Origin of the sequence: Mesorhizobium sp. IMUNJ 23033 (genome assembly GCF_044778005.1) — a bacterium.
Classification (GTDB): domain Bacteria; phylum Pseudomonadota; class Alphaproteobacteria; order Rhizobiales; family Rhizobiaceae; genus Mesorhizobium; species Mesorhizobium amorphae_A.
This window is the reverse complement of the sequence record NZ_JBJACT010000010.1, coordinates 1-21,323: the sequence shown is the minus strand read 5'-3', so window position 1 is coordinate 21,323 and position 21,323 is coordinate 1. Positions and strand designations below refer to the sequence as shown.

Sequence of the window (21,323 nt, the reverse complement as noted above, 5' to 3'; positions counted from 1 at the left end):
GAGCGTCCGACACTCGCCTTGCAGTTCCATTGACCGCTCGGCTATGCCCTTTGTCGGAGACATCGGGCAGGGGCGACTACACCGTCATTGTTGACGGGCCAGAAGATCGCGCTTGGCAGATTGTTCTTCCGGTTCGGGCGGGCACATACAGCTATTTCGACGCTTTGTCACGCCTTGGCCCTGTCTTTTTTGCGCGCATGCCATCACGCAATTGTCCCGGGCGGGGTTGCGCCCTCCTGTCAAGCTTCCTAATCCGGGGCAAGCATTCAGTCTTCGGCGGCGCCCTGATGTCTGTTTTCGACGTGATCCTGCTCTTTCTGGCGGGTTTTTTGTCAGGCGCCGCCAACGCGGTCGCCGGCGGCGGCACGTTCATCACCTTCGGTGCCATGACGCTGGTCGGCCTGCCGCCGATCGTCGCCAACGCCACCTCTTCGGTGACGCAGTTTCCCGGCTACGTCACCTCGACGCTCGCCTACGCCGCAGACATCAGACATTTCTGGCGCCAGGCATTGCTGCTCTGTCTGATCTCGGCCTTCGGCGCGCTGGCCGGCGCGCTCATCCTTTTGGCGCTCGACAATCCGTCCTTCCGCGCCATGGTGCCGTGGCTGCTGCTGGCCGCAACTGCTCTCTTCGCTGCCGGGCCATGGCTGAAGCCGTCGCCGAAGCCGGATCATGAAGCGTCTGTGGGCTCGCTCGTCGGCTCGCTGGCACAGTTCCTGACCTCCATCTATGGCGGCTTCTTCGGCGCGGGCATGGGCGTGATGATGCTGGCGACGCTTGGCCTTACCCAGTCAGGCGACTATCACAAGCTGAACGCACTGAAGAACATGCTGGCCATGGTCATCGCCGCGATCGCCATCCTGGTCTTCGTCTCCGGCGGCGTCATCGCCTGGCCGCAGGCGATCGTCATGATCCCGGGCGGCGCGCTCGGTGGCTATGCCGGCGTCTGGATCGCCAAACGCGTGCCGCAAAATGTCGTGCGCGGCTTCGTCGTCGCCGTCGGCCTCTTTCTCGCCTTCTATTACTTCGCCAAGGGGTGAACCCGACCATTGCCGGAAGCTTTCTCGGCATCGGTCTCGTTCGTCACCATGGAATTCGCCAGCTCCCCCACCCGCCGCAGTGCGTGCCGGTGGGCATCGTCCCAGCGTCCGCCCAGCCCCAGCCGGATGCAGTGGCCGAAATGGTTTGTGGCGCTGAACATCTTTCCAGGCGCAATCACGATGTTCTCCGCCAGGCAGACCCGGAACAGCTCAAGCGAGTCGATGCTGTGCGGCAGTTCCACCCAGAGAATAAACCCGCCCTGCGGATCGGTGACGCGCGTTCCCGCTGGAAAATTCCGCGCTATCAATCCGCGCGCCTCGTCGACCCGCGTCGCGACCGTCGCGCGCAATTGACGGTATCCGGCCTCGATGCCCGGCTGCGTCAAGAGGTCGGCCATTGCACGCTCCAGCACCGCCGTCTGGCTGCCGCTGGTCGATTCCTTCAGGCGCACGAGCTTGGCACCCCAGCGCCCGGCCTCCACCCAGCCAAGCCGAAGGCCTGGCGCGATCGTCTTGGAGAACGACCCGCACATCATGACGTGCCCGGTCGCATCGAATGAGCGCACCGCGCGGCGCTGTTCGTCCAGCTCGGCGAGATCGTTGTAGAGGACGTCCTCGACCAGCGGGATGCCACGGTCGGCAACCATCCGCGCCAAATGCTGCCGGTCGGCCACGGGAATACTTGATCCGATCGGATTGGAAAGCGTGGGCACTGCGAGCACGGCCTTGATCGGTTGAGTGTCGAAGGCGAATTGCAGCGCATCGAGCGAGAAGCCGGTGCGTGGATGGGTCGGGATCTCGAGCGCGCGCAGGTGCAGGTTCTCGAGGATCTCCAGGAAGGCAAACAGGGTCGGCGATTCCAGCGCAACGATGTCGCCCGGTTTCGTCACCGCCCGCAGGCACAGCGTGATCGATTCCAGGCAGCTGTTGGTCACGACGATGTCCTGTGGGTCGAGCTGGCAGCCCATGCGTAGCGCATGGCGTGCAATGGCGCGCCGCAGGCTCTCGTCGCCATAGCCGGTCGTGTAGTTGCACAGTGTCGCCCGGTGGCGTTGCACGGCGCGGCTGACGGCACGGCGGACACGCTCCTCGGCAAACAGGTCCGCACTCGGACAGGCAGCGCCGAAGGAGATGTAGGCGGGATCGTGCGCGAGATGCATCACTCGCGCCGCGAGCGAACCGACGTCCACCGCCATGGAATCTGCCGGCGGATTCGATGTCTCCGGTTCGGGCAGGCTCGGCGACCGTGTCGCGACGAAATAGCCCGAGCGCGGTCGCGCTTCGATCAGGTGCGCATCCTCCAGCATGCGATAGGCCTGCAGCACGGTGCCGATCGACACGGCGCGGCTGCGCGCCAGTTCGCGCACGGAGGGAATGCGTTCGCCCCGCATCAGCGTACCCGCCCGGATCGGCGTCGCGATCGAATGCGCGAGCTGCAGGTAAAGGACCTCTGCGGATTGATCGTCTTGCATGTGCAATGCCTACCGCAAAATCGACTGAGCCGACTGACACAGATTGCAGGCACTTCGCCTGGTACAGATGCCCGATAATCCTCACTGTACCATATCAGATGCCCGCTGGCTGTGACTGTGCGTGCTGACGCTGGCGATCTACCGTTCAGCCCATGACCGATGTCGGCCCCGAGCCTGGTGGTCGAAATGGACCACGCAAAACAGCCAGCCGACACCAACGCATTCACACGGAGGACTGAGCCATGTTTCCGATCGATATCTGGTTGGCCTACACAATCGCGAGCGTCCTGATCGTGCTCGCGCCCGGACCCGACATCGTGCTCTCGATTGCGCGCGGCCTGAGCCAGGGCCGCCTCGCGGCGACGGTATCGGGAATGGGGGCCGGCACCGGCATCCTGATCCACTCGCTTGCCGCCACCTTCGGGCTGGCGCTGCTGATCCAGACCTCGGCCGCCGCGTTCCTGGCGCTAAAACTCGCCGGAGCTGCATATCTTGTCTGGCTGGGGGCGAAGGCGCTGTTCTCGCGAAATCTCGTCAGTTTCGCGCCGACGGCGCGGCGGCCTCTTCACGCGATCTACCTGGCGGGGCTGATGTCGAACGTCCTCAATCCGAAGATCGGACTGTTCGTGCTTGCCTTCATCCCGCAGTTCGTCAGCGCCGACCGCGGCCCGGTCAACACGCAGATGCTGACCTACGGCGCCTGGCTTGCCATCATCGCCGCCATCGGCCTTTCGCTCATCGGCGGCTTTGCTTCGGTTTTGAGCCGATGGCTGCTTAGCCGTCCGCGCGCGGTTGCCGGGATCAATATCGGCGCAGGCATCACGTTCGTCATGACCGGCCTGTCCGCCGCCGCGATGAAACACGGCTGAGCTTCATTGACATGCAGGTATTTACCTGCATGTTGGCCTCACAACGGAGTGAGGGCGATGGACGCCGACAAGGTTTTCAAAGCGCTGGGCGACCCGACACGCAGAAAGCTGCTTGACCTTCTGTGCGAGCAGAACGGGCAGACGCTCGGCCAGCTGTGCGAAAACCTGGAGATGGCAAGGCAGTCCGCCACTCAGCACATCGACCTGCTGGAGGCGGCCAATCTGGTGAGCACGGTCCGGCGTGGCCGGGAAAAGCTGCACTTCATCAACCCCGTGCCGCTGCACGACATCTACGAGCGGTGGGTGCGAAAATTCGAACGGCAGCGGCTCAGCCTGCTGCACGACCTGAAGCAAGAACTCGAAGGAGAGGACCGATGACCAGAGAGACGACCAGTTTTGTCTACGTGACCTATATCCGCTCTACGCCGCAAAAAGTGTTCGAGGCCATAACCAGGCCCGATATCGCCAGGCGCTACTGGGGCCACGAGAACGTCTCCGACTGGAAGGCGGGATCGAAATGGGAACATATCCGCGCCAATGACGAGCGCACCGTCGAACTCGTTGGCAAGGTCGCCGAAATCTCGCCGCCGACCCGTCTCGTGATGACCTGGGCGAACGCCTCGCAGGCCGACGATCCGTCGCAGTACAGCCGGGTGACGTTCGGCATCGAGGAATACGAGACCATGGTGCGGCTGACCGTCACCCATGACGAGCTCGAAGCCGGCAGCGGCATGGCGAAAGGCATCAGCCAGGGCTGGCCGGCGGTGCTGTCCAGCATGAAATCCTTCCTCGAAACCGGCAGCGGAATCGACCTTTTCGCCAAGCCGAAATCGGCCTGAAACGCTAGAGCGATTCCAGGAAAAGTGCGTAGCGGTTTTCCGTCCGAAATTGCGTGAAAACAAAGAGTTAGCGGGAGAACGACGATGAGCAAGATCTATGGCGGCGGATGTGCGTGCGGCGCAATCCGTTACGAAACGAGCAGCGAACCCATCTTCGAGAACCACTGCCAATGCCATGATTGCCAGAAACGCAGTGGCACTGGCCACGGATCCTATCTGACCTTCGGCCGGCGCGCCGATATGGCAATCACCGGCGAAGCGAAAACCTGGCGGTTGGCGGGCGACAGCGGCAACGAAAAGGTGCATGCCTTCTGCCCGACCTGCGGAACGCCGGTCTATCTGACATTCGCCGCCATGCCGGACCTGATCGCGGTCCACGCGACCAGCCTTGACGACCCAGGCCAATTCAATCCGCGGGTTGTGACATACAGCATTCGCGGCCATGCCTGGGACACGATGGGATCCCGTCTTGCAGAAGTTCGAGCGGATGCCCGGCTAATAGCCAACAGGGTAGCCAAGTTGTCGCCAGAGACTCTGAAGCGATCTCAGCCTTTGATCTTGCCGTTCTGCACCAGGTCCGGCCGTCGTGTTATTGTGAGCGCCTCGGACTCCGCACGCCGCCAGGCGGCGATCTTCTTGTGATTGCCCGACATCAGCACCTCGGGGATCGGTCGGCCCTCGAACTCCTGCGGCCTTGTATAGTGTGGGTGTTCGAGCAGACCGTTCTCAAAACTTTCTTCCTCGCCCGACACCGCATTGCCCATGACGCCGGGCAAAAGCCGCACCACCGCGTCGAGCAGCACCAGTGCGGCCGGCTCGCCGCCGGAGAGGATGAAGTCGCCGACCGAAACCTCCTCCAGCCCGCGCGCCTCGATCAGCCGCTGGTCGACGCCTTCGAAACGGCCGCAGAGGATGACAGCGCCCGGCCCGGCGGCGAGCTCGCGTACCCGAGCCTGCGTCAACGGTTTTCCACGCGGACTCATCAGCAGGCGCGGTCGCGCATCGCCCGGCGGCGAAGCATGGTCGATCGCCTTCGCCAGCACGTCGGCGCGCATTACCATGCCGGCGCCGCCGCCGGCAGGCGTGTCGTCGACGGTGCGGTGCCGGTCGGTGGCGAAATCGCGGATCTGGATCGCGTCCAGCGACCATGTCCCGGCCTCCAGCGCCCGCCCGGCCAGCGACAGGCCGAGCGCGCCCGGAAACATCTCGGGATAGAGCGTCAGCACCGAGGCGGCAAAGCTCACCGGTTGCCCCCGGCATCCCTTGGTCCGCGCGGCCGGCCCTTCGGATCGAAACCGTCGCGGCCGGACGCCTCGCTGTCCTCGTCGTCGACCAGGCCGGCGGCCGCCGGATCGACGCGAACAAAACCCTCGGCGATCGACACTTGCGGCACGGCGGCCTGCGTGAACGGGATCAGCACGCCCTTGCGCCCGCCTAGAGTCACGTCGAGTATGTCGCCGCCACCAAAATTGTGTACCGCCACGACCTTGCCGATCTCGGCGCCGGTGTCGTCCCTGACCGCCAGGCCGACCAGGTCGGCATGGTAGAATTCGTCCTCCTCGCCATCGTCCGGCAGCATCGAGCGGTCGACGAAGAGTTCCGTGCCGGCGAGCGCCTCGGCGGCGTTGCGGTCGCTGACGCCCTTGAACCGCACCACGACCACGGTGTTGGCCGGCCTGATGTCGATGATCTGGAAGGCGCGGCCGTCCCTGGCATAGAGCGGCCCGTAATCGGCCAGCGCAAGCGGCTCGCCGGTGAACGTCTTGACGCGCACTTCGCCCTTGATGCCATGCGCGGCGCCGATCACGGCCATCTGGACGGGGTTCTGGGGCTTGCTCATGGCGAAAGGTCCTTTGCCTTGCTCTATCCCTAGCCAGTTGTCATTTCAATGACGCGCTCTTCACCGCTTCCTAACCCGGCTGCCGGAAAATGGCCGGGAACTGGAAGAGCGCCATGCAGGAATTCCTCATCCCGGCAAAGCCCGACCTTCAGGCAGCGCGCGAAAGCTGGCTGAAGATGCTGGCGCGCGAACGCCGGCTGTCGCCGGAAACCGTCGAAGCCTATGAGCGCGACACGCGCCAGTTCCTGCATTTCCTGACCGGACATTGCGGCGGCCCGCCCGGAATTTCGGATATCGCCGATCTGCGCCCGGCAGACCTGCGCGGCTTTCTCGCCGCCCGCCGCAACGCCGGCGCCAGCGCCCGCACGCTCGGGCGAGGGCTGGCCGGCATCCGCTCGCTGCTGCGCTTTCTCGAACGGCGCGGCCTCGCCAATGCGGCGGGCGCGGCAGCGCTGCGCGCGCCGCGCCAGCCGAAGTCGCTGCCCAAGCCGCTGACCGCCGGCGACGCGCGGCACGTCGTTTCGGTGGAGGGCCAGTTGGCGGAGGAGCCATGGATCGCCGCCCGCAACGCCGCTGTGCTGACGCTGCTCTATGGCTCGGGCCTGCGCATTTCCGAGGCGCTCGGCCTCAGCGGCGCCGACCTGTCGTCGGAGACCGACACCGTGCTGCGCATCACCGGCAAGGGCGGCAAGACGCGGCTGGTGCCGGTGCTGCCGGTGGCGCTCAGGGCAGTTGCCGAATACCGGCGGCTCTGCCCCTATCATATCGACCCGAAGGGGCTGCTGTTTCGCGGCGCCCGCGGCGGTCCGCTCAATCCGGCCATCGTCCAGCGCGAGATGGCAAAACTGCGCTCGGCGCTCAATTTGCCGGATACGGCGACACCGCACGCGCTGCGCCATTCCTTCGCCACGCATCTGCTCGGACGCGGCGGCGACCTCCGAACCATCCAGGAACTCTTAGGCCATGCCAGCCTGTCGACCACCCAGATCTACACCGGCGTCGACACCGCACGGCTGCTCGAAATCTACGACTCCGCGCATCCGAGGGCGTGATCGGCTTGGGTCTCAGAACAATTTTGCCACGCCGGTTAACCGTTTTGCCGCTTTTTTCCCTTAAGACGCAGGCCATGAAACGTGTCATCGCCACCGCTGACCGCGCGGCCTCTGTGTCGCTCAAGCTGCTTGTTGCGTTCAACGTCCTGTTTTTCCTGTCTTTCCTGATCGTCGCGCTGCTTGCGGCCGGCAGGGCGCATGCGCAGACGCCGGTCTGCAGCGGTGCCGACATGCTGTCGGCATTGCAGAAGGACAACCCGGACACCTACCGCAAGATCGAGACGGAGGCGGCCGCGACCCCGAACGGCAAGGGATTGTTGTGGAAACTGGAAAAGGCCGGCGAGAAGCCATCCTGGCTGTTCGGCACCATGCATATGACCGACCCGCGCGTCACCACGCTGCCGCCCGCCGCGCAAACGGCCTATGACGCCGCAGACACTATCATCATCGAGACCACGGAAGTGCTCGACAAGCAGAAGATGATGGCGGCCATGCTCAACGAGCCGGACCTGATGATGTTCACCGACAACACCACGCTGTCGTCGCTGCTGTCGCCGGACGATGCCGCGGTGGTGAACAAGGCACTCGACGCACGCGGCATTCCGCCGGGCAGCGTGTCCAAGATGAAGCCGTGGCTGTTGTCGGCCATGGTGGCGCTCCCGGTTTGCGAGGTCGCCCGCCAGGCCGGCGGCACGCCGGTGCTCGACGTCAAGCTCGCGCAGGATGCCATGGCTTCAGGCAAGACCGTCGAAGGTCTGGAAACGGTCGCCGGCCAGCTGCGCGCCATGGCCTCGCTGCCGCTCGCCTTTCACATGAAGGGGCTGGTCGACACACTCAAGCTCGGCGACAGGATAAACGACGTCAACGAAACCATGATCGTGCTCTACTTGAACGGCGACACCGGCATGTTCTGGCCGCTGTTCCGCGCGATCCTGCCAGGCGATGGCGACGACGCGGCGGGCTACGCGGCCTTCGATCAAACCATGATCACCAGCCGCAACCAGGTGATGGCTGACCATGCCGGACCAATCCTCGCTCGCGGCAACGCCTTCATGGCGGTCGGCGCCATGCACCTTCCGGGCGCGCAAGGCCTGGTCGAGGATTTTCGCAAGGCGGGTTATACCGTCACCGCCGTGCGCTGATCTGCACGGTCGGGTTGCACGTCGAATCACGCGAGTCGCCGTCCTTGTCGGGATTCGCCCTGATTCGCAGATCGATGGCGGACGGGTCCTGTTTTCAGCGAAAAAGGCCAAAGCGGTTGGCTTCCGCTCGCTCGCGGCCAAATTTGCGGGGGAAATACATGCCAACCAGCGATTCCGGGTTAAAATTGCCCTGCTTTCGGCATTTTCCAAGCGTAGTATGAAACCCGTTCAACGGTTGCGCGTTGATGGGTGTTGATTGATACTTTTCATCCTCGGAGGACACTTTATGGCGAACCCAAACGACCCCTTCACCTCTCCTGGCCCTGCGCCCAAATCGGGTGGCGGCGGTAGCGGCTGGCTGATTGCCCTGGTTGTCATCATCCTGGCCATCGTCGCGTACTATGTTTTCGGAAGAAGCGGCGAACACCCCTCGGCGCCCGCCGAACCGCCGGCCGCCAGCACACCGGCGCCTGCGCCCGCACCGGCTGAGCCGATGAAGCCCGCCGAACCGGCTCCCGCACCTGCGCCAGAACCCGCTCCGGCTCCCGCACCAGCCCCGGCGCCTGCTCCAGAACCTGCACCGGCGCCTGCACCAGCCCCGGCGCCCGCACCGGCCAACTGATCAGGCCCTGAATTCAACGACGAACGGCCCGCTGCAAAGCGGGCCGTTTTGTTTTGGGGCAAGACACGCGAAAGGCTCCTTTAGAAACTCGCTCCGGTGAGTCAGCTGGCGTGGTTTTCGAGAACCGGCGCGCAGCGGACATTTGGGGCCGTGAGCACCGGAAGCGCAGAAAACCGCGTCAGATGGCCGCCGGAGTAGAGTTTATGAAGGGGCCTTAGATGTGGATCGGCTTGAAGAACGTGGCCAGCGCCGCTTCCTTCACCGCTTCCGACATTGTCGGGTGCGCATGGCAGGTGCGGGCGAGATCTTCCGACGAGCCGCCGAATTCCATCAGCACCGCCGCCTCGTGGATCATCTCGCCGGCGCCGAAGCCGACGATGTGGACGCCAAGCACGCGGTCGCTCGCCTTGTCGGCCAGTATCTTGACGAAGCCGTCGGTGTGCAGCATGGCGCGCGCCCGGCCGTTGGCCGTGAACGGGAATTTGCCGGCCTTGTAGTCGATGCCGGCCTTCTTCAGCTCCTCCTCGGTCTTGCCGACCGAGGCGATTTCCGGGCTGGTGTAGACGACGTTCGGGATCACGTCATAATTCACGTGGCCGGCCTGGCCGGCAATCGACTCTGCCACCGCCACGCCCTCGTCCTCAGCCTTGTGCGCCAGCATCGGCCCGGCGATGACGTCGCCGATAGCGTAGATGCCCGGCACATTGGTCCTGAGATGGCCGTCAGTCTTGACCCGGCCGCGCTCGTCGACCTCGACGCCGGCTTCCTTCAACCCGAGACTGTCGGAATAGGCGCTGCGCCCGGTCGAGATCAGCACCGCATCGGCCTCGATCGTCTCGGCGGCACCGCCCTTCACCGGTTCGAAAGTGACGGTCGCACCCTTCTTGGCCTTGGCGACGCCGGTGACCTTGGCGCCGAGCTTGAACTCGAAGCCTTGCTTGGAAAGCATGCGGTGGAACTGCTTGGAGACCTCGCCGTCCATGCCGCCGAGGATCGTGTCGAGGAACTCGACGACGGTGACCTTGGCGCCGAGCCGCGCCCACACCGAGCCGAGTTCGAGCCCGATGACGCCGCCGCCAACCACCACCAGATGGCCCGGCACCTTGGCCAGCGACAGCGCGCCGGTCGACGACACGATGACCTTCTCGTCGATATCGACCTTGACGCCGGGAATGCCGGCGACGTCGGAACCGGTGGCGATGACGATGTTCTTGGTCTCGATCTCCTCGACCTTGCCGTCCTCGCCGGTGACCGAGACCTTGCCGGCCGCGACCACCTTGCCGGTGCCGTGAAAACTATTGATCTTGTTCTTCTTGAACAAGAAGGCGACGCCGTTGACGTTGGCCGCCACCGTTGCGTCCTTGTGCGCCATCATCTTCTTCAGATTGAGCTTCGGCGTCACCTCGACGCCGAGCGCGTCGAAGGAATGGCCGGCCTCAGCGAACACCTCGGAGGCATGCAGCAGCGCCTTGGACGGGATGCATCCGATGTTCAGGCAGGTGCCGCCGAAAGTCGCGTTCTTCTCGACCACGGCCGTCTTCAGCCCGAGCTGTGCTGCCTTGATGGCGCAGACATAGCCGCCGGGTCCCGATCCGATGATAACGACGTCATAAGCCATGATGGTGTCCTTCTTGGTCCGGCCGTCAGCGGCCGCCGCTTACATTCAGGATCGCGCCCGTCGAATAGGACGCCGCGTCCGACAACAGATAGAGGATTGCGCGCGCGACTTCATCCGATGTGCCCGCCCTTTTCATCGGCAGCGTATCCTGGATGCGCGCCACGCGGTCGGGCTGGCCGCCGGAGGCATGGATTTCGGTGTCGATGATGCCCGGGCGCACCGCATTGACGCGGATGCCCTCGGTCGCCACCTCGCGGGCAAGCCCGAGGGTGAAGGTATCGATCGCGCCCTTGGATGCCGCGTAGTCGACATACTCACCCGCCGAGCCATGCGCTGAGGCGGCCGACGAGACGTTGACGATGGCACCACCCTTGCCGCCGTGCAGCGTCGACATGCGCCTGACCGCCTCGCGCGCGCAGAGGAAGGATCCGACGACATTGATGCGCATCATGCGTTCCAGCCGCGCGCCACTCATCTCGTCGAGGCGCGCCTTGACGTCGACGATGCCGGCATTGTTGACGAAGGCATCGAGCCGCCCCCAGGCACGGTCGACCGCCTCGAACATTGCCAGGACATCGGCCTCTTTGCCGACATCGCCTCTGACCGCGATCGCTTCGCCGCCGCCAGCCTCGATCTCAGCGACCAGCGCCCTGGCGGCGCCTTCATTGGCGGCATAGTTGACTGCGACGCGGTAGCCGGCTTCCGCTCCGAGCCGGCAGACCGACGCACCGATGCCGCGGCTGCCGCCGGTGACCAGAAGAACCTTTTGCGCCGCGCTCATTCCTGGCAGCCCTTCAGCAGAAACACATCCCACGGCACCTTGGAAAAACCGCTGGCGCCATAGGCCGCCGACATCTGCAGGGACGGCCCGAGGTCGGGGAAGATCAGCGTCTTCGGCGCGTCGACGCCTTCGGCCGGCAGCAAGGCGATATTGCCCTTGTCGTCGGAACTGTAGACGACACCTTCCCAGACCGTGCAGGCGGCGAGCTCATCGCCGGTGACGTCGCCTGTCGGGCATTTGTACATCAGCGAACCATGCGGCCGTGCCACGCCATCCGTCCACATGACGATGCCGTCCAGCACGACGCCCTTGTCGAGCACCATCTTGAAGCTGTTGGTGACGGTGGCCGAGTCCATGGTCGGCCTGAAATCGATGCCGGCCTCGCTTTCGGCATCCGCATAGACGGCAAGCGCCAGCGGACAGGCGGCGAGCGCGGTAATCGGTGCCATCACGACCACTGCTATCGATGCAGCCAGTGCACGCTCGGAAATGCGGGAGGGCCGGATCGTCATTCGCTTCTATCCGCCCTGAACATCCCGGTCGACAATGGAGACCGCAGTCAGAAAGTAGTCTATCTCAAAGACAATTTTTGCATTGCCGTCCACCGGAATGGTGCTGACCTCGTATTTGAGAGTCAAATAGCGGGAGCCTTCCGCCAGCTCGACATAAATGTCGCGTTCATCGCCGCCACCGACTCTCCACTTGAATTCGGATTTGTTCAGGAACTGCAGCGCCTTCGGCAGCGCGTGAAGCGCAATCGGCTTGCTTCCGGAAAAAATTGCCGGATGCCTTCCAAGATTGAGTTCGAAATCGCCGCGCCAGGTCGCCATCAGATACCGATTACCAATCCTGCGGTGGAAGGCTTGATGCTGATCGACCGCAAGCGAAAATCGGGACTGAAGAAGAACTCGCAATTCGTGCCATAGATGCACCACGCCGACGCGGTGTCTCCGTGGCGATAATAATTGTCCGCCCGCACATCCTCCGGGTCGATCAAGCCTCGAACCGTTTCACGGCTGCTTTTGCCGAGTTCGATCGGCCCCGCCCGGCCTGTCGTGACAAGCTCGAACAGATCGATCGGCTCGACAGGCTCAGCCACAGCACCAGACCTTAAAGGTCGAGCACCAGCCGTTCCGGATCCTCCAGGCTTTCCTTGACGCGCACCAGGAAGGTCACGGCTTCCTTGCCGTCGACGATGCGGTGATCGTAGCTCAGCGCCAGGTACATCATCGGCCTGATGACGATCTGGCCGCCGACCACCACCGGCCGGTCCTGGATCTTGTGCATGCCGAGAATGCCCGATTGCGGTGCGTTGAGGATCGGCGTCGACATCAACGACCCGTAAACGCCGCCGTTGGAAATCGTAAAGGTGCCGCCCTGCATATCCGCCACCGAGAGCTTGCCGTCGCGCGCGGCAATACCCAACCGGCCGATATCCTTTTCGATCTCGGCGATCGACATCTGGTCGGCGTCGCGCACGACCGGCACGACAAGGCCTTTTTCCGTACCGACGGCGACGCCGATATGGGCATAGTTCTTGAAGATGATGTCGGTGGCGTCAATCTCGGCATTGACCGAGGGGATCTCCTTCAGCGCATGCGTCACCGCCTTGGTGAAGAAGCCCATGAAGCCGAGCTTCACGCCGTGCTTCTTCTCGAACACGTCCTTGTATTTGGTCCGCAGCGCCATCACCGCGCTCATGTCCACCTCGTTGAAGGTGGTGAGCATGGCGGCGGTCGACTGCGCTTCCTTGAGCCGGCGCGCGATGGTCTGGCGCAGCTTGGTCATGCGCACGCGCTCTTCGCGCGACGCGTCGTCGGCGGTTGACGGCGCGCGCACGGCAACCGGTGCCGCCTTCGGCGTCTCGGCCGGCTGCGACGGCGCGCCCTTGGCGATGGCATCGAGCACGTCGCCCTTCAGCACCTGGCCGCGCTTGCCCGAGCCCGCGATCTGGTCGACCGCGAGATTGGCCTCGGCGATCAGCTTTGCCGCGGCCGGCGCCGGCGGCATGGAGCGCTGTTCGATCGCGCCGGCGTCGCCGGCGATCTTGGCGCTCTCGGCCGCGGCCTGCTTGACGGTGGACGCCGCCTCGGGGCTCGACGCCTGTGACACCGCCTGCGGCTTGGTCTCCTGCTTGGCCTCTGACTTGGCCGCCGGAGCGCCGGCGCCAGCCGAAATCGTCCCCAGCAGCGCGCCGACCTCGACCGTCTCGCCTTCCTTGACGGTGATCTCGGACAGCGTTCCGGCGCTTGCTGCCGGCACCTCCACCGTCACCTTGTCGGTTTCGAGCTCGACCAGCGGCTCGTCGGCGGCGATCGTGTCGCCGACCTTCTTGAACCATTTGCCAATGGTCGCCTCGGTGACGGATTCGCCGAGTGTGGGGACGCGGATTTCGGTAGCCATTGTGCCTGTCCGTTCTGTCTCTTGAAGGGTTCTATTCGCCGAGCGCGTCGTCGAGCAAGGCGGCGAGCTGGCTGAGATGCTTCGACATCAGTCCGGTCGCCGGCGAAGCGGCAGCCGGCCGGCCGGTGTAGCGCACCCGCTGATGCTTGGCGTCGATATGCGCCAGCACCCATTCGAGATACGGATCGATGAACGACCAGGCGCCCATGTTCTTGGGCTCCTCCTGGCACCACACCATCTCGGCGTTGCGGAAGCGCGACAGTTCGGTGATCAGCGCCTTGGCCGGGAACGGATAGAGCTGTTCGACGCGCAGCAGGTAGATGTCATTGATGCCGCGCTTCTCGCGCTCCTCGTAGAGGTCGTAATAGACCTTGCCCGAGCACAGCACGACACGGCGGATCTTGGAATCCTTGACCAGCTTGATCGCCTGGCCGGAAAGCAGCTGGGCATCGTCCCACAGCAGCCGGTGGAACGAGCTTTCGCCCGAGATCTCCGGCAGCGTCGACACCGCCCGCTTGTGGCGTAGCAGCGACTTTGGCGTCATCAGGATCAGCGGCTTGCGGAAATCGCGCTTCAGCTGCCGGCGCAGAATGTGGAAATAGTTAGCCGGCGTGGTGACGTTGGCCACCTGCATGTTGTCCTCGGCGCAAAGCTGCAGGAAGCGCTCGAGCCGGGCCGATGAGTGTTCGGGCCCCTGGCCTTCATAGCCATGCGGCAACAGGCAGACGAGGCCGGACATGCGCAGCCACTTGCGTTCACCCGACGAGATGAACTGGTCGAACACAACCTGGGCGCCGTTGGCGAAGTCGCCGAACTGTGCTTCCCACAAGGTCAGCGCCTTCGGCTCGGCCAGGCTGTAGCCGTATTCGAAGCCGAGCACCGCTTCTTCCGACAGCATCGAGTTGATGACTTCGTAGCCTGCCTGCGCCGCCGACAGATTGTTGAGCGGGATGTAGCGGGTTTCGTCGCTCTGGTCGTAGAGCACGGAATGGCGCTGCGAGAAGGTGCCGCGCTCGGAATCCTGGCCGGACAGCCGGATCGGATTGCCGTCGAGCAGGATGGCGCCGAAGGCCAGCGCCTCTGCCGTCGACCAGTCGATGCCTTCGCCGGATTCGATCGCCTGGCGGCGGTTCTCAAGGAAGCGCAGGATCGTCTTGTGCGCCTCGAAATCCTTCGGCACCTCGGTCAGCTTCTTGCCGATTTCCTTCAGCGTCTTGACCGGCACGGCTGTCTTGCCGCGCCGCTGTTCGTCGTGGTTGTCGGCCGTGCGCAGGCCCGACCAGGCGCCGTCCAGCCAGTCGGCCTTGTTGGGCTTGTAGTGCTGGCCGACCTCCCATTCCGATTCCAGATGCGCCCGCCAGTCGGCCTTCATCTTGTCATACTCGGCCTGGGTGATGTGGCCTTCAGCGATCAGGCGATCGGCATAGATCTGCACCGTCGTCTTGTGGTTGCGGATGCTGCGATACATGATCGGCTGGGTGAAGGCCGGCTCGTCGCCCTCATTGTGGCCGAAGCGGCGATAGCAGAACATGTCCACCACGACTGGCTTGTGGAACTTCATGCGGAATTCGGTCGCCACCTTGGCGCCGTGGACCACGGCTTCCGGGTCGTCGCCATTGACGTGGAAGATCGGCGCCTCAATCATCTTGGCCACATCCGACGGATAGGGCGACGAGCGCGAGAAACGCGGATTGGTGGTGAAGCCGATCTGGTTGTTGATGATGAAGTGCAGCGTGCCGGCGACGCGATGGCCGCGCAGGCCCGACAGGCCGAGGATCTCGGCGATCACGCCCTGGCCGGCGAAGGCGGCGTCGCCGTGCAGCAGCAGCGGCATCACCTTGGCGCGTTCCGACAGCGGCACGATTTCACCGCGCTCGCGGCCGGCGAACTGGTCCTGCTTGGCGCGTGCCTTGCCCATCACCACCGGGTCGACGATTTCCAGATGCGAGGGATTGGCGGTGAGCGACAGATGCACCTTGTTGCCGTCGAATTCGCGGTCCGACGATGCGCCGAGATGGTACTTGACGTCGCCCGAGCCCTCGACCTCGTCGGGAGCGGCCGAGCCGCCCTTGAATTCGTGGAAGATGGCACGGTGCGGCTTGGCCATCACTTGGCTGAGAACGTTGAGACGCCCGCGATGCGCCATGCCCAGCACGACTTCCTTGAGGCCGAGCTGGCCGCCGCGCTTGAGGATCTGCTCCAGCGCCGGGATCAGCGACTCGCCGCCATCGAGACCGAAACGCTTGGTGCCCTTGTACTTGACGTCGATGAACTGCTCGAAGCCTTCCGCCTCGATCAGCTTCTGCAGGATCGCCTTCTTGCCGGGAGCGGTGAAGGTGATCTCCTTGTCGGCGCCTTCGATGCGCGCCTGGATCCAGGCCTTCTCCTCGGGGTCGGAAATGTGCATGAACTCGACGCCGAGCGTCGAGCAATAGGTGCGGGTGAGGATCTCCAGCATCTGCCGGATCGTGCCGAATTCAAGCCCGAGCACATTGTCGAGGAAGATCGGCCGGTCGTAGTCGGCGGCGACGAAGCCGTAATTCTCCGGCGACAGCTCGTTATAGTCCTCGAGCGGCTTGGCGATGCCGAGCGGGTCGAGATTGGCGTGCAGATGGCCGCGCATGCGGTAGGCGCGGATCATCATGATGGCGCGCACCGAATCGCGCGTCGCCTGGTGCACGTCGGCGTCGGACAGCGCGACGCCGTTGACGACCGCCTTCTCCTTGACCTTCTTCTCGATCGCCTTCTCGACGAGGCCCCAATTGCCGTCGAGCGCCGACACCAGTTCGCCATTGGCCTGCAGCGGCCAGGACGGCCTCGCCCAGGAAGCGCCCTTGGCGTTCTTGCGGACATCGCCGGCGTCATCCTGCAGCGCCGCGAAGAAGTCCTGCCATTCGGGATTGACCGATTCAGGATCGTTCTCATAGGCGGCGTAGAGCGCGTCGATATAGTCGGCATTGCCGCCATAAAGAAAAGAGGTAAGCGAAAACTGGTCGTTGGCCTGATCTTGTCGTGCCATTTTTGTCTGCGGAGCCCGGCTCCGTCTCCTTGTCAGAGTGAATGGTGAATAGTGAGTAGTGAATAGTCGGTAGTAAGCAGGGGAATTCCCCACTGCGCGCCGCTACTCACCCACTCTTTCCATTCACTATTCACTATTCACTACTCACTTAACCTTTGATCGCCTCGACCAGCGTCGTGCCCAGCCGTGCCGGCGACGGCGATACCTTGATGCCGGCCGATTCCATCGCCGCGATCTTGTCCTCGGCGCCGCCCTTGCCGCCAGAGATCACCGCGCCCGCATGGCCCATGGTGCGGCCGGCCGGCGCCGTGCGCCCGGCGATGAAGCCGGCCATCGGCTTGCTGCGGCCACGCTTGGCTTCGTCCTTGAGGAACTGCGCGGCGTCTTCCTCGGCCGAGCCGCCGATCTCGCCGATCATGATGATCGACTTGGTCTCGTCGTCGGCGAGGAACATCTCCAGCACGTCGATGAACTCGGTGCCTTTGACCGGATCGCCGCCGATGCCGACGGCAGTGGTCTGGCCGAGGCCGACATTGGTGGTCTGGAACACTGCCTCATAGGTAAGCGTTCCAGAGCGGGAAACAACGCCGACCGAACCCTTGCGGAAGATGTTGCCGGGCATGATGCCGATCTTGCATTCGTCGGGCGTCAGCACGCCCGGGCAGTTCGGCCCAATCAGCCGCGAAGTCGAGCGGTCGAGCCGTGCCTTGACCTTGACCATGTCCATCACCGGTATGCCTTCGGTGATGCAGACGATCAGCGGGATCTCCGCCTCGATCGCTTCGATGATCGCCTCAGCTGCACCCGCCGGCGGCACATAGACCACCGAGGCATTGGCGCCGGTCTTTTCCTTGCCTTCGGCGACGGTGGCGAAGATCGGCAGGCTCTCGCCCGTCGCGCCGGTCCAGGTCTCGCCGCCCTTCTTGGGGTGGATGCCACCGACCATCTTGGTGCCGTGATAAGCGAGCGCCTGTTCGGTATGGAATGTGCCGGTCTTGCCGGTCAGGCCCTGCACCAGCACCTTGGTGTTCTTGTCGACGAGAATGGACATTGGAGCCCTTTTCTAAAAACCGTTGATCGAGGAAGGCTGCGCGGTCATGGTCAGAGCCGCTTGAGATCGGCGACGGTGAGGTCGCTCTTGGCATTGCCGGTGTTTAAAGTCGTCGCCGGCTCGAACATCAGCACGATGGGCTGTTCGCTCAGCGAGCGCGGCCGGTGCTCGACGCCGCGCGGCACGACGATGAAGTCGCCTTCGCCGAGCTCGACCGGCCCGTCGCGGAAATCGATGGCGATACGCCCGCGCAGGACGAGGAAGGCTTCGTCCTCATTGTCATGCGCGTGCCAGTCGAAGACGTCGCCGAACTTGGCGACCTTCGCCTGGCTGTCATTGACGTCGCCGGCGATGTGCGGATCGAACACCTTAGTGATCGTCCGGTCCGCCGCCTCGACGAGGTTTATCTTGCGCGGAGGCACAGGCTTAGCCCTTCACCGCCTTGACGATCTTCTTGGCCGCGTCGTCAAGGTCATCCGCCGACACCACGTTCAAGCCGCTCTCGTTGATGATCTTCTTGCCGAGCTCGGCATTGGTGCCTTCCAGCCGCACCACCAGCGGCACTTGCAGCCCGACCTCCTTGACCGCGGCAATGACGCCCTCGGCAATGATGTCGCACTTCATGATGCCGCCGAAGATGTTGATCAGAATGCCTTCGACCGCCGGATCCCGGGTGATGATCTTGAACGCCGCCGTCACCTTCTCCTTGGAAGCGCCGCCGCCGACATCGAGGAAGTTGGCGGGTTCGGCGCCATAGAGCTTGATGATGTCCATCGTCGCCATGGCGAGGCCAGCGCCGTTGACCATGCAGCCGATGTTGCCGTCGAGCGCGACATAGGCGAGGTCGTATTTCGACGCCTCGATCTCCTTCTCGTCCTCTTCGGTGGTATCGCGCAATTCCATCACGTCGGGGTGGCGGAAGAGAGCGTTGTTGTCGAACGACACTTTCGCGTCGAGCACGCGCAGCCGGCCGTTCTTCATGACGATCAGCGGGTTGACCTCGAGCAGGCTCATGTCCTTCTCGACGAAGGCGTTGTAAAGCAGCGGGAACAGCGTGCCACCGTCCTTGGCCGCGTCACCGTCGAGCTTCAGCGCGCTGTTGAGCGTCTTCACGTCATCCGCCGTCACGCCCTTTTCCGGGTCGACGGCGACGGTGATGATCTTCTCCGGCGTGTCGTGGGCGACCGCCTCGATGTCCATGCCGCCCTCGGTCGAGACGACGAAGGCGATGCGGCCGACCGAACGGTCGACCAGGATCGACAGATAGAGCTCGCGCTCGATGTCGGCGCCGTCCTCGATATAAAGCCGGTTGACCTGCTTGCCGGCCGGGCCGGTCTGCTTGGTGACCAACGTGTTGCCGAGCATCTCGTTGGTATTGGCGACGACATCGGCCACCGACTTCGCCAGCCTGACACCGCCCTTGGCGTCGGGCGACAGCTCCTTGAACTTGCCCTTGCCGCGGCCGCCGGCATGGATCTGGCTCTTCACCACATAGAGCGGGCCGGGCAGCGCCTTGGCGGCGGCTTCCGCCTCGCTCGCCTTGAACACCGGCACGCCCTCGGCCACCGGCGCGCCAAAACTCTTCAGCAGCGCCTTGCCCTGATATTCATGGATGTTCATACGCGTTGTCTCCAGATCAGCTGCTGGGGGATCACTTCGAGGCGAGGTGCGGGGCGATCTTGACGCAGGCCTCGGTGAGGCCCTGCACCGTCGCCACCGAAGCGTCGAACATCTTCTGCTCGCTCTTGTTGAGGTCGATCTCGATGATGCGCTCGACGCCGCCGGCGCCGATCACCACGGGCACGCCGACATAGGTGTTCTTGACGCCATACTGTCCGGAGAGATGCGCCGCGCAGGGCAGCACGCGCTTCTTGTCCTTGAGGTAGGCTTCGGCCATCGAGATCGCCGAGGCGGCCGGCGCGTAATAGGCCGAGCCGGTCTTGAGCAGGCCGACGATTTCGGCACCGCCGTCGCGGGTGCGCTGCACGATCTGGTCGAGCTTTTCCTTCGAGGTCCAGCCCATCTTGACGAGGTCGGGCAGCGGAATGCCGGCGACAGTCGAATAGCGGATCATCGGCACCATCGAGTCACCATGGCCGCCGAGCACGAAGGCGGTGACGTCCTCGACCGACACCTTGAACTCCTCGGCCAGGAAATAGCGGAAACGTGAACTGTCGAGCACGCCGGCCATGCCGACGACATGGGTCTTGGGCAGGCCGGAAAACTTCTGCAGCGCCCAGACCATGGCGTCGAGCGGGTTGGTGATGCAGATGACGAAGGCCTTCGGTGCGTATTTCTTGAGACCGGCGCCGACCTGTTCCATGACCTTGAGGTTGATGCCGAGAAGGTCGTCGCGGCTCATGCCCGGCTTGCGCGGCACGCCGGCGGTGACGATGCAGACATCGGCGCCCTCGATCCCGGCATAGTCATTGACACCGGTCAGCCTGGAGTCGAAGCCGTCCACCGGCGACGATTGCGCGATATCCAGCCCCTTGCCCTGCGGAATGCCCTCGGCGATATCGAACAGCACCACATCGCCGAGATCCTTGAGGCCGATCATATGGGCGAGCGTGCCGCCGATCATGCCAGAGCCGATGAGCGCTATCTTGTTGCGTGCCATGTCAGGATGTTTTCCCTTGGTCTGTGACGGCGCCAAACGGCGTCGAGGAAGAGGCCGGAATGCTGCGGGGAACCGCGGATTTTCGCCGCACCAAATAGCCTCGGTGGAGATGAAATTCAAACGATTATTTTGGGCGTAGGAATTTCAATCGGTTAGATGATTTGGGACTTACGTAAACGTCAAAGTTTGTGAGCCGACTTCGAGGAATTTACACAATGACGATCGAAATCAGAAGGCTGGAAGCGGGCGATGACGCCCTTGTGATGCATGTCGCCGAAGACGTGTTCGACGAGCCGGTGCGGCCGGACAGGCTTGCCGCCTATCTCGCTTCGCCGGGTCATTTCATGATTGTGGCGCTGGCCGACGGCGTGGTCGTCGGTGAATGCGCCGCCGTCATCCATCGCCACCCCGACAAGGTGAGCGAACTCTACATCGACGAGGTCGGCGTGACGCCGGCCTTCCAGCGCCAGGGCATCGCCCGAAAAATGCTCGACGCGATGTTTGTGATCGGCAGGGAGAATGGCTGCGAGGAAACGTGGGTCGGCACCGAGCCGGACAATGCTGCGGCGCGAGCGCTTTACGAGTCGCGCCGGGAGCCGCATGGACCGGCGGAGGAGTTCGTCATGTATGTGTATAAGCTTTAGGCTTGGCCGAAGCCTCTTCACCTTCGTCATCCTAGGGCGAAGCAGGAGCGAAGCGACGTCGCGCCGACCCCAAGATCCATCCCGTGACGCGGAGGAAAACGCAGCGATGCAGAACGGGCTCCCCTCTTTGGCGTTCCCGCCGACGTCTCGCAAGGATCTGCGCCGCCACGGCGCTCGTAAGTCACGGCATGGCAACTGTGTTCATGCGAATGCGGTTTTGTCTCGAATGATGGCGTTGAGAGTGATCAGAAGTTTTCTGGCGACAGCGACGATGGCGAGTTTCTTTGATCCGGAGCGAGCCGCGAGTGCAG

22 protein-coding genes and 1 pseudogene are annotated in these 21,323 nt (G+C 63.8%); 8 read left to right on the top strand and 15 right to left on the bottom strand.

The annotated features are described in order from the left end of the window. The first annotated feature begins 287 nt into the window (after positions 1 to 287). Complete coding sequence (locus tag ACFX5Q_RS13260) at positions 288 to 1,040, top strand: sulfite exporter TauE/SafE family protein (RefSeq protein WP_404278449.1); 753 nt, start codon at positions 288 to 290, stop codon at positions 1,038 to 1,040. On the opposite strand, the gene ACFX5Q_RS13255 is transcribed toward ACFX5Q_RS13260, so the two are convergent. After that, positions 1,022 to 2,512 carry a PLP-dependent aminotransferase family protein gene (locus tag ACFX5Q_RS13255; protein WP_404278447.1) on the bottom strand — a complete coding sequence of 497 codons (1,491 nt, stop codon included), beginning with the start codon at positions 2,510 to 2,512 and terminating at the stop codon, positions 1,022 to 1,024. The two genes, ACFX5Q_RS13260 and ACFX5Q_RS13255, sit on opposite strands and share 19 nt — an antisense overlap. A 242-nt stretch (positions 2,513 to 2,754) precedes the next feature. On the opposite strand from ACFX5Q_RS13255, the gene ACFX5Q_RS13250 reads away from it, so the two are divergent. From ACFX5Q_RS13250 to ACFX5Q_RS13235, 4 genes and pseudogenes are all read left to right on the top strand, one after another. Beyond that, positions 2,755 to 3,381 (top strand): LysE family translocator, encoded by a 627-nt coding sequence (locus tag ACFX5Q_RS13250; RefSeq protein WP_404278445.1) that lies wholly within the window; start codon positions 2,755 to 2,757, stop codon positions 3,379 to 3,381. Positions 3,382 to 3,438: 57 nt separating this feature from the next. Continuing rightward, entirely contained in the window at positions 3,439 to 3,759 is a 321-nt protein-coding gene (locus tag ACFX5Q_RS13245; protein ID WP_192181840.1) for a helix-turn-helix transcriptional regulator, read from the top strand. After that, on the top strand, positions 3,756 to 4,220 hold the full coding sequence (locus ACFX5Q_RS13240) for an SRPBCC family protein (protein WP_404278442.1): 465 nt from the start codon (positions 3,756 to 3,758) through the stop codon (positions 4,218 to 4,220). Before ACFX5Q_RS13245 ends, ACFX5Q_RS13240 begins: the two co-directional genes overlap by 4 nt. 84 nt (positions 4,221 to 4,304) lie before the next feature. Beyond that, positions 4,305 to 4,719, top strand: a pseudogene (locus ACFX5Q_RS13235) (GFA family protein). 46 nt (positions 4,720 to 4,765) lie between these two features. On the opposite strand, the gene trmD reads toward ACFX5Q_RS13235, so the two are convergent. Together trmD and rimM are read right to left on the bottom strand one after the other, a co-directional pair. After that, on the bottom strand, positions 4,766 to 5,464 hold the full coding sequence (gene trmD, locus ACFX5Q_RS13230; protein WP_404278440.1) for a tRNA (guanosine(37)-N1)-methyltransferase TrmD: 699 nt from the start codon (positions 5,462 to 5,464) through the stop codon (positions 4,766 to 4,768). Beyond that, positions 5,461 to 6,060, bottom strand: a complete 600-nt coding sequence (rimM, locus tag ACFX5Q_RS13225; RefSeq protein WP_404278438.1) for a ribosome maturation factor RimM — start codon at positions 6,058 to 6,060, stop codon at positions 5,461 to 5,463. Before rimM ends, trmD begins: the two co-directional genes overlap by 4 nt. Before the next feature lie 113 nt (positions 6,061 to 6,173). Between rimM and ACFX5Q_RS13220 the strand changes: the two genes are divergently transcribed. Continuing rightward, positions 6,174 to 7,112, top strand: coding sequence for a tyrosine recombinase XerC (locus tag ACFX5Q_RS13220; RefSeq protein WP_404278436.1), 939 nt, complete (start codon positions 6,174 to 6,176; stop codon positions 7,110 to 7,112). Between the two features lie 74 nt (positions 7,113 to 7,186). Then, positions 7,187 to 8,254, top strand: coding sequence for a TraB/GumN family protein (locus tag ACFX5Q_RS13215; protein ID WP_404278434.1), 1,068 nt, complete (start codon positions 7,187 to 7,189; stop codon positions 8,252 to 8,254). A gap of 94 nt (positions 8,255 to 8,348) precedes the next feature. Here ACFX5Q_RS13215 and ACFX5Q_RS13210 read toward each other — a convergent pair whose 3' ends face one another. The 12 genes from ACFX5Q_RS13210 to mdh form a co-directional block, all read right to left on the bottom strand. Continuing rightward, positions 8,349 to 8,681: a hypothetical protein gene (locus tag ACFX5Q_RS13210; RefSeq protein ID WP_404278432.1), complete on the bottom strand. Its 333-nt coding sequence runs from the start codon at positions 8,679 to 8,681 to the stop codon at positions 8,349 to 8,351. Positions 8,682 to 9,090: 409 nt separating this feature from the next. Then, on the bottom strand, positions 9,091 to 10,494 hold the full coding sequence (gene lpdA, locus ACFX5Q_RS13205) for a dihydrolipoyl dehydrogenase (protein WP_404278430.1): 1,404 nt from the start codon (positions 10,492 to 10,494) through the stop codon (positions 9,091 to 9,093). 25 nt (positions 10,495 to 10,519) lie between these two features. Further along, a complete protein-coding gene (locus ACFX5Q_RS13200; RefSeq protein WP_404278428.1) occupies positions 10,520 to 11,275 on the bottom strand; it encodes an SDR family oxidoreductase in 756 nt (251 codons plus the stop codon). Beyond that, positions 11,272 to 11,724, bottom strand: a complete 453-nt coding sequence (locus ACFX5Q_RS13195; RefSeq protein ID WP_404278766.1) for a hypothetical protein — start codon at positions 11,722 to 11,724, stop codon at positions 11,272 to 11,274. The genes ACFX5Q_RS13200 and ACFX5Q_RS13195 overlap by 4 nt, the downstream gene beginning before the upstream one ends. A gap of 69 nt (positions 11,725 to 11,793) precedes the next feature. Beyond that, the gene (locus tag ACFX5Q_RS13190) at positions 11,794 to 12,105 is read right to left on the bottom strand and encodes a hypothetical protein (protein ID WP_404278426.1); all 312 of its coding nucleotides are present in this window, start codon (positions 12,103 to 12,105) and stop codon (positions 11,794 to 11,796) included. Further along, the gene (locus tag ACFX5Q_RS13185) at positions 12,105 to 12,374 is read right to left on the bottom strand and encodes a hypothetical protein (RefSeq protein WP_404278423.1); all 270 of its coding nucleotides are present in this window, start codon (positions 12,372 to 12,374) and stop codon (positions 12,105 to 12,107) included. The genes ACFX5Q_RS13190 and ACFX5Q_RS13185 overlap by 1 nt, the downstream gene beginning before the upstream one ends. 11 nt (positions 12,375 to 12,385) lie before the next feature. Further along, entirely contained in the window at positions 12,386 to 13,678 is a 1,293-nt protein-coding gene (gene odhB, locus ACFX5Q_RS13180) for a 2-oxoglutarate dehydrogenase complex dihydrolipoyllysine-residue succinyltransferase (protein ID WP_404278421.1), read from the bottom strand. Between the two features lie 31 nt (positions 13,679 to 13,709). Continuing rightward, positions 13,710 to 16,697 (bottom strand): 2-oxoglutarate dehydrogenase E1 component, encoded by a 2,988-nt coding sequence (locus ACFX5Q_RS13175; protein WP_404278419.1) that lies wholly within the window; start codon positions 16,695 to 16,697, stop codon positions 13,710 to 13,712. Positions 16,698 to 16,845: 148 nt separating this feature from the next. Continuing rightward, positions 16,846 to 17,748, bottom strand: coding sequence for a succinate--CoA ligase subunit alpha (sucD, locus tag ACFX5Q_RS13170; RefSeq protein WP_192181726.1), 903 nt, complete (start codon positions 17,746 to 17,748; stop codon positions 16,846 to 16,848). 50 nt (positions 17,749 to 17,798) lie between these two features. Next, positions 17,799 to 18,170, bottom strand: coding sequence for a cupin domain-containing protein (locus tag ACFX5Q_RS13165; RefSeq protein ID WP_404278416.1), 372 nt, complete (start codon positions 18,168 to 18,170; stop codon positions 17,799 to 17,801). A gap of 4 nt (positions 18,171 to 18,174) precedes the next feature. After that, entirely contained in the window at positions 18,175 to 19,368 is a 1,194-nt protein-coding gene (sucC, locus tag ACFX5Q_RS13160; protein WP_404278414.1) for an ADP-forming succinate--CoA ligase subunit beta, read from the bottom strand. A 31-nt stretch (positions 19,369 to 19,399) separates the two neighbouring features. Continuing rightward, on the bottom strand, positions 19,400 to 20,368 hold the full coding sequence (gene mdh, locus ACFX5Q_RS13155) for a malate dehydrogenase (protein WP_404278412.1): 969 nt from the start codon (positions 20,366 to 20,368) through the stop codon (positions 19,400 to 19,402). 215 nt (positions 20,369 to 20,583) lie between these two features. Here mdh and ACFX5Q_RS13150 point away from each other — a divergent pair, with 215 nt between their 5' ends. Further along, complete coding sequence (locus ACFX5Q_RS13150) at positions 20,584 to 21,012, top strand: GNAT family N-acetyltransferase (RefSeq protein WP_404278410.1); 429 nt, start codon at positions 20,584 to 20,586, stop codon at positions 21,010 to 21,012. Positions 21,013 to 21,323: the final 311 nt, after the last annotated feature.